At 69.5% G+C, this 6,206-nt stretch carries 6 protein-coding genes; 3 read left to right on the top strand and 3 right to left on the bottom strand.

Annotated features, from left to right (window positions below):
• Positions 1 to 92 precede the first annotated feature (92 nt).
• Both FV223_RS17735 and FV223_RS17730 read right to left on the bottom strand, forming a co-directional pair.
• Positions 93 to 1,007 carry an ABC transporter permease gene (locus FV223_RS17735; protein ID WP_147728262.1) on the bottom strand — a complete coding sequence of 305 codons (915 nt, stop codon included), beginning with the start codon at positions 1,005 to 1,007 and terminating at the stop codon, positions 93 to 95.
• Positions 1,008 to 1,058: 51 nt separating this feature from the next.
• The gene (locus FV223_RS17730) at positions 1,059 to 2,600 is read right to left on the bottom strand and encodes an ABC transporter substrate-binding protein (protein WP_147728261.1); all 1,542 of its coding nucleotides are present in this window, start codon (positions 2,598 to 2,600) and stop codon (positions 1,059 to 1,061) included.
• 156 nt (positions 2,601 to 2,756) lie between these two features.
• Between FV223_RS17730 and FV223_RS17725 the strand changes: the two genes are divergently transcribed.
• On the top strand, positions 2,757 to 3,665 hold the full coding sequence (locus tag FV223_RS17725; protein WP_147728260.1) for a LysR family transcriptional regulator: 909 nt from the start codon (positions 2,757 to 2,759) through the stop codon (positions 3,663 to 3,665).
• A gap of 30 nt (positions 3,666 to 3,695) precedes the next feature.
• Here the strand turns inward: FV223_RS17725 and FV223_RS17720 are convergent, their stop codons facing one another.
• Complete coding sequence (locus tag FV223_RS17720) at positions 3,696 to 4,706, bottom strand: 1-aminocyclopropane-1-carboxylate deaminase (protein WP_147728259.1); 1,011 nt, start codon at positions 4,704 to 4,706, stop codon at positions 3,696 to 3,698.
• Positions 4,707 to 5,049: 343 nt separating this feature from the next.
• Between FV223_RS17720 and FV223_RS31895 the strand changes: the two genes are divergently transcribed.
• Both FV223_RS31895 and FV223_RS31890 read left to right on the top strand, forming a co-directional pair.
• Entirely contained in the window at positions 5,050 to 5,613 is a 564-nt protein-coding gene (locus FV223_RS31895) for a pyridoxal-phosphate dependent enzyme (RefSeq protein WP_246686391.1), read from the top strand.
• A 217-nt stretch (positions 5,614 to 5,830) separates the two neighbouring features.
• Positions 5,831 to 6,206, top strand: a 376-nt coding sequence (locus FV223_RS31890) for a pyridoxal-phosphate dependent enzyme (protein WP_348644805.1), incomplete at its 3' end; no start/stop codon positions are given.

The following is a 6,206-nucleotide window of genomic DNA, read 5'->3' as shown; positions in this document are numbered from 1 at the left end:
GGCGGCTTGCAGCGCCGCCGGCCTGTCGGCCGGGAGGGCCGCCGGCGTCTCGGGCAAACCGGCGCTGAGCGGGGAGGCGGATGGCTGGAGGGTCATTGGCGCAGCCGGGGATCGAGGAAGGCGTTCAGGAGGTCGGCGGCCAGCGTCAGGGCGATGTAGATCATCGCCAGGACCAGCACGATCGCCTGCACCACCGGGAAGTCGTTGCGGGCGATGGATTCCCAGGCAAGCTGGCCGAGCCCCTGGAGCGAGAACACCGCCTCGATCACGATCGAGCCGCCGAGCATGAAGCCGAACTGGACGGCGGCGAGCGCGATCACCGGGATGACGGCGTTGCGCAGCGCATGCCGGATCAGGATCTTTCGCGGCGGCAGACCTTTGGCGCGGGCGGTCCTGACATAGTCCGAGGCCAGCACTTCGAGCATGCCGTTGCGGGTCAGCCGCATCACCGCCGGCATGGCGTAGTAACCGAGCGCGATCGCCGGCAGCACGAAGTGCTTCCAGGTCGTGTTGCCGGAGACCGGCAGCCAGCGCAGGTTCACCGAAAAGATCATGATCAGGGTCAGGCCGAACCAGAAGCTCGGCATGGCCTGGCCCAGCACCGAGACCGAGAGGGCGGCCCGGTCGATCCAGGTGTCGCGCCGGACCGCGGCGAGCACCCCGAGGGGGATGGCCACGAAGAGCGCCACGGCCAGGGCCACCACGCCGAGGAACAGGGTGATCGGCAGGCGGGCAGCGAGCAGGTCGATCACGCTCTCGCGGAAGTAGAACGAGTTGCCGAAATCGAGCCGGATCGCCCGGCCCGCCCAGGCGGCGAACTGAGCCAGAAGGGGCTGGTCGAGCCCGTACTGGACCCGGATCGCCTCGACCTGGACGGAGGTCGCCTCCGGCCCCGCGATCGCGGTGGCCAGGTCCCCGGACATGTGCAGCAGCATGAAGCTCGCCACCGACACCGTCACGGCGACCGCCAGGGCCACCAGACTTCGTTGGATCATGAATCGCAGCATGGTCCGGCTCCCTCGGTCGGTCGGCGGTCGGTCGGCTTCAGGCGCCGGCCGTCACTTCCATTGCGCCGCGTAGAAGCGCGGCAGCTCGTCGGGCTGCGCCGTGAAGGTCAGGTCCGACGTGAAGGCGTAGTTCGTCGAGTACGAGAACAGCGGCAGGGCGTAGGCCTGGCCGGCGATGCGCTTGAGCGCTTCGGCGTACTTGACCTTCCGCACCGCAGGGTCGGTCGCCCCGTCCCCGGCTTGGAGAGCCGCGATAGTCTCGGGGTCCTTGGTCAGATCCTCGTCGCCGCCGCGGAAGTAGACGCCCGTGAAGGCCGAGACGTCGAGGACCGAGAACGACCCCCAGGTCTGGAAGGCGATAGAGACCTTGCCGCCGCGGATGAGGTCGCGGAGCGCCGCGTAGCGCAGGTAGTTCAGCCGGGCGATGATGCCGACGGCGCGCAGGTAGCCGATCACGGCCTCGGCGTAGTCGCGCTCGCGGTAGGCGCCGAGATCGATCTCGAAGCCGTTCGGATAGCCCGCCTCCTTGAGGAGCGCCTTGGCCTTGGCCGGATCGTAGCTGTAACGCGGCACGCCCTCGTCGGTGCAGCCGAACTGGTCGATGAAGCAGGCCGCGTTCATCACCCGGCTCTCGCCGCGCACGAGGTTGTCCACCATGGCCTTGCGGTCGACGGCGTACGAGATCGCCTGCCGGACGCGGGGATCCTTCAGGGGCGAGTTCTCCTTGGCCCGGCCGAGAGTGTCGAACTGCAGAAAGCCGACCCGCATGGTTTCGGCGCTGAGGACCGAGACGTTGGGGGCGCCCTTCAGCTGGTCGGCCTGATCGCTCGGCACGCGCCAGATCCAGTCGATGCCGCCGGTGACGAGCTCGGCCATGCGGCTGTCGGCGTCGGGGATGACGCGGAACTCGAGCTTGCCGATCTTGGCCGCGCCGATCGGGCTGCCGGGCCAATACTTGGCGAAGCGCTCCATCTTGACGCCGCGCCCGTTCTCGACCGCGGTGATGCGGTAGGGGCCGGTGCCGACCGGCGCCTTAGCGAAGCCGTCGAGGCCGACGCGCCTGAAATAGGTCGCCGGGAAGATCGGGGTCGGCCCGGCGAGGTATTCGAGCGCCGCCGGGAAGGCCGCCTTCAAATGGATGCGGACCGTGTGGGCGTCGACGACCTCCGTCGACTTCATCCAGTCGACGTTCTGCTTCGTCACCGTGCGGGCTTCCGGCGTCAGCACGTAGTTGAAGGTGAAGGCCACGTCTTCCGGGCCGAAGGCGTCGCCGTTGTGGAAGGTCACGCCCTCACGCAGGGTCAGTTCCAGGGTGACGGGATCGACCCACCGCCAAGAGGTGGCCAGCATCGGCTGGTAGGTGCCGGTCTTCGAGTCGCGGTAGATCAGGGTGTCCCAGACGTTGCGGGCCAGGATGACGCCCTCGCGGGCGCTGTTGTGGTAGGGGCTGACGTTTTCCGGCTCGGTGTCGGAGGCGTAGACTAGGGTGTCATTCGCCTTGCCGGCAACGGCCGGGACACTGGCGGCCAGCATCAGCAGGGTGAGCGCGGCGCGTGCCGTGGAGCCGTGTCTCGCCATGATCCCGCTCGCCATGATGTCGGTCCTTTTCGCCCGTCCGCGCGGTCGGCCTCGTGCCAGCCGCCTCGGCATGCCGCTTTTTTCATCGTGCCATGGTGTTGTGCAATTGGCATCGCAACAAGTAGAATTTCGCGATTGCTGCCGTGCCGTTTCGGCAATCGACAGGTTTCCATGAACATTTCGGGCCTCCGCTACCTCTTGGCCGTCGCCAGAACCGGGTCGATCGCCGCGGCGTCGACGCACTTGAACATCGCGGCATCGGCGATCAGCCGGCAGATCTCCAACCTCGAGAGCGAACTCGGCTGCGTCCTCTTCGAGCGGCGCCCGCGCGGCATGGTGCTGAGCCCGGCCGGGGAGCTGCTGGCGGAACACGCGCGCCAGACCCTCCTGCGCGCCGAGCAGGTCGCGGCTGACATCCAGGAATTGCAGGGCCTCGCGCGCGGCTTCATCCGCGTCGCCACCTCGGAGGGCTTCGCCCTCGATCTGCTGCCCAACGCGATCGCGGAGTTCCACGCCGCCCATCCGGGCATCCGCTTCGAGGTGCAGATGTTGCCCCCCGCCCAGGTCACGCACGTCGTGGCGGCGGGCGACGCCGACATCGGCATCACCTTCGCGCTCGCCCCCTCGAGCCTGGTCGCGGTCGCCTACGACAACGCCGTCGAGATGGTGGCGCTCAGTGCCCCCGATCATCCCCTGGCGCGCCGACCCGCGATCCGGCTCGCGGACCTGAAGGCCTACCCGATCGCGGTGCCGACCCTCGACACCACCGCTCGCCGGGTTTTCGACGCGGCCTGCCTCGCGGAGGGCATCACCATCGAGCCGACGCTCACGGCCAACATCCTTTCCGCCCTGCTGCCCTTCGTCCGGCGGACGAAGGGGCTCGCGCTGATGTCGGCCCTCACGGTGCAGACGCCGGTGCGCCTCGGCGAGCTCGTCTGCATCCCGGTGCATGCGCGGATGAGCCTGATGCGGGGCATCCAGGTCCAGGTGATGCGCGACCGCAAGCTGCCGCACGCCGTCCAGGCCTTCCTGCGCCGGCTCGTCGCCGCGCTGCCGCCGACGGAGCCCGGCGGCGTCTGACATCGGTCGGCCGGTCCGGCGCAAGTCGGCTCAGCCGTTTCGGAAGGTGTAGCTGTAGCCGTTGAGCGCCGGGGCGCCGCCCAGATGGGCGTAGAGCACCTTCGCGCCCTTGGGGAAGAAGCCGTTCCGCACGAGGTCGATCATCCCCTGCATCGACTTCCCCTCGTAGACGGGGTCGGTGATCATGCCCTCCAGCCGGGCCGAGAGGCGGATCGCGTCCACCGTCTCCTTCGAGGGCACGCCGTAGACCGGGTAGGCGTAGTCCTCGTTGAGCACGATGTCGTCCTCTGCGATCGCCGGCGCGCCGACGAGGGCGGCGGTGTTTTTTGCGATCTCCAGCACCTGAGCTTTGGTCTGGGCGGGCGTGCAGGACGCGTCGATGCCGATGACGTTGCGGGCGCGCCCGTCGGCGGCAAAGCCCACCACCATGCCGGCATGGGTCGAGCCGGTGACGGTGCAGACCACGATGTAGTCGAAACGCAGGCCCATCTCAGCCTCCTGGGCGCGGACCTCCTCGGCGAAGCCGATGTAGCCGAGGCCGCCGAACTTGTGCACCGAGGCGCCGGCGGGGATCGCGTAGGGCTTGCCGCCCTTGGCCTTCACGTCCTCCAGGGCCCTGGTCCAGCTCTCGCGGATGCCGATGTCGAAGCCGTCGTCGACGAGCTGCGTCTCGGCGCCCATGATGCGGGACAGCATGATGTTGCCGACCCGGTCGTAGACGGCATCCTCGTGCGGGACCCAGGCCTCCTGGATCAGCCGGCACTTCATGCCGATCTTGGCGGCGACCGCCGCGACCATGCGGGTGTGGTTCGACTGCACGCCGCCGATCGAGACCAGGGTGTCGGCCCCACTCGCGATGGCGTCGGGCACGATGTACTCGAGCTTGCGCAGCTTGTTGCCGCCGTAGGCGAGGCCCGAATTGCAATCCTCGCGCTTGGCGTAGATCAGCACGTCGCCGCCGAGATGGGCCGTTAGCCGCGGCAGGTGCTCGATCGGGCTCGGGCCGAAGGTCAGGGGATAACGCTCGAACTTCGACAGCATGGGCGACGTCCTTTGTTGGTCAGCCCGAAAAAGCTAGCAAAGTCGGTGCGGAAGGTGCTCTCGAAATGCGCCGTTGTTTCCTATTGCGATGAGACGACCGGCGGTCTTAGCCGAAAGATCGTTGCGCCATCACACATTGGAATGGAAGGATCGTTCATAAGCGCTCGGCGAGGGCGAACGAGCCGGGAGCTTCGCCGACGGCTTTATGATGGGCGGCCGCATGGGCGATGCCGTCCGGGCCCGGTGGACGAGGCCAGCCGCCCGGCCGCCGATTCGTCCCCGGCCGGCTCGGCACGCCGGCCCGGGCGATCCGAGCCGATTTCCGTCACAGGACACCGCCCGTATGAGCGCCGCCTGCACGCCCCCGCTCGATCTCCCCAATGCCGTGCGGGATGCCAAACCCACGGTCTGGCGCAACCCGCGCCTGGGCCGAGCCGCCGAGATCCTGCCGGGCCTGGCCTTCGGCCTCGCGGACGTCGCGGCGGCCGAGGCGCGCTGGCGCCGCTTCGATCCGCTCCTCGCCCGGCTGTTTCCCGAACTGGCGACCGGCCGGATCGATTCGGCTCTCCTGCCGCTCTCCGCCGACTTGGCCGCCCTGGTGTCGGGACGCCCGGGGGCCTCGGCTTGGGTGAAGGCCGATCACGACCTCCCGATCACCGGCTGCATCAAGGCGCGGGGCGGCGTCTACGAGGTGCTGGTCGAGGCCGAGCGGCTCGGCCTCGCGGCGGGCTGGCTGTCGGGCGCGCCCTCCTATGCCCGCCTCGCCGACCCGGATGTCCGGGCGGCCTTCGGCGCCCACACGATCGCGGTGGGAAGCACCGGCAACCTCGGGTTCAGCGTCGGGGTGATCGCCCGCGCCCTCGGCTTCCAGGTCGAGGTGCACATGTCCCACGACGCCAAGGCGTGAAAGAAGCGCCGCCTGCGCGACCTCGGCGCCCGGGTGGTGGAGCATGCGGGCGATTACGGCCGCGCCGTCGCCGTCGCGCGGGTCGCCTTCGAAGGCCGCGCCGACGCGCATTCCGTCGATGACGAGAGTTCGAAGGACCTGTTCCTCGGCTACGCGGCGGCGGCCTTCGACCTGCAACGCCAGCTCGAGGCGGCGGGCGTGAGCGTGGACGCGGCCCATCCCCTGTGCGTCTACCTCCCCCTGCGGCGTCGGCGGCGCCCCGGGCGGCGTCACCCTCGGCCTGAAGCTGCTCTACGGCGACGCCGTGCGCTGCGTCTTCGTCGAGCCCGTCGCCGCGCCCTGCATGCTCGTGCAACTCGCCGCAGGCTCGGCGCGGTCGGTGAGCGTCTACGAGATCGGCCTCGACAACCGGACCGCGGCGGACGGCCTGGCCGTGGCCGCCGCCTCGATGCTGGTGGCCGGCACCGTCGTCGCCCTCGTCGAGGCCGTGGTGACGGTGAGCGACGCCGACCTGTTCGCCTGGCTGCGCGATCTCTGGGACCGGGCGGGCTTGCGCCTCGAGCCGTCGGCGGCGGCGGCCTTCGCGGCGGTGG

Origin of the sequence: Methylobacterium sp. WL116, from assembly GCF_008039455.1 — a bacterium.
GTDB lineage: Bacteria > Pseudomonadota > Alphaproteobacteria > Rhizobiales > Beijerinckiaceae > Methylobacterium.
Note: the sequence above shows the minus strand (reverse complement) of the source record. Positions and strands in the feature narration are given on the sequence as shown.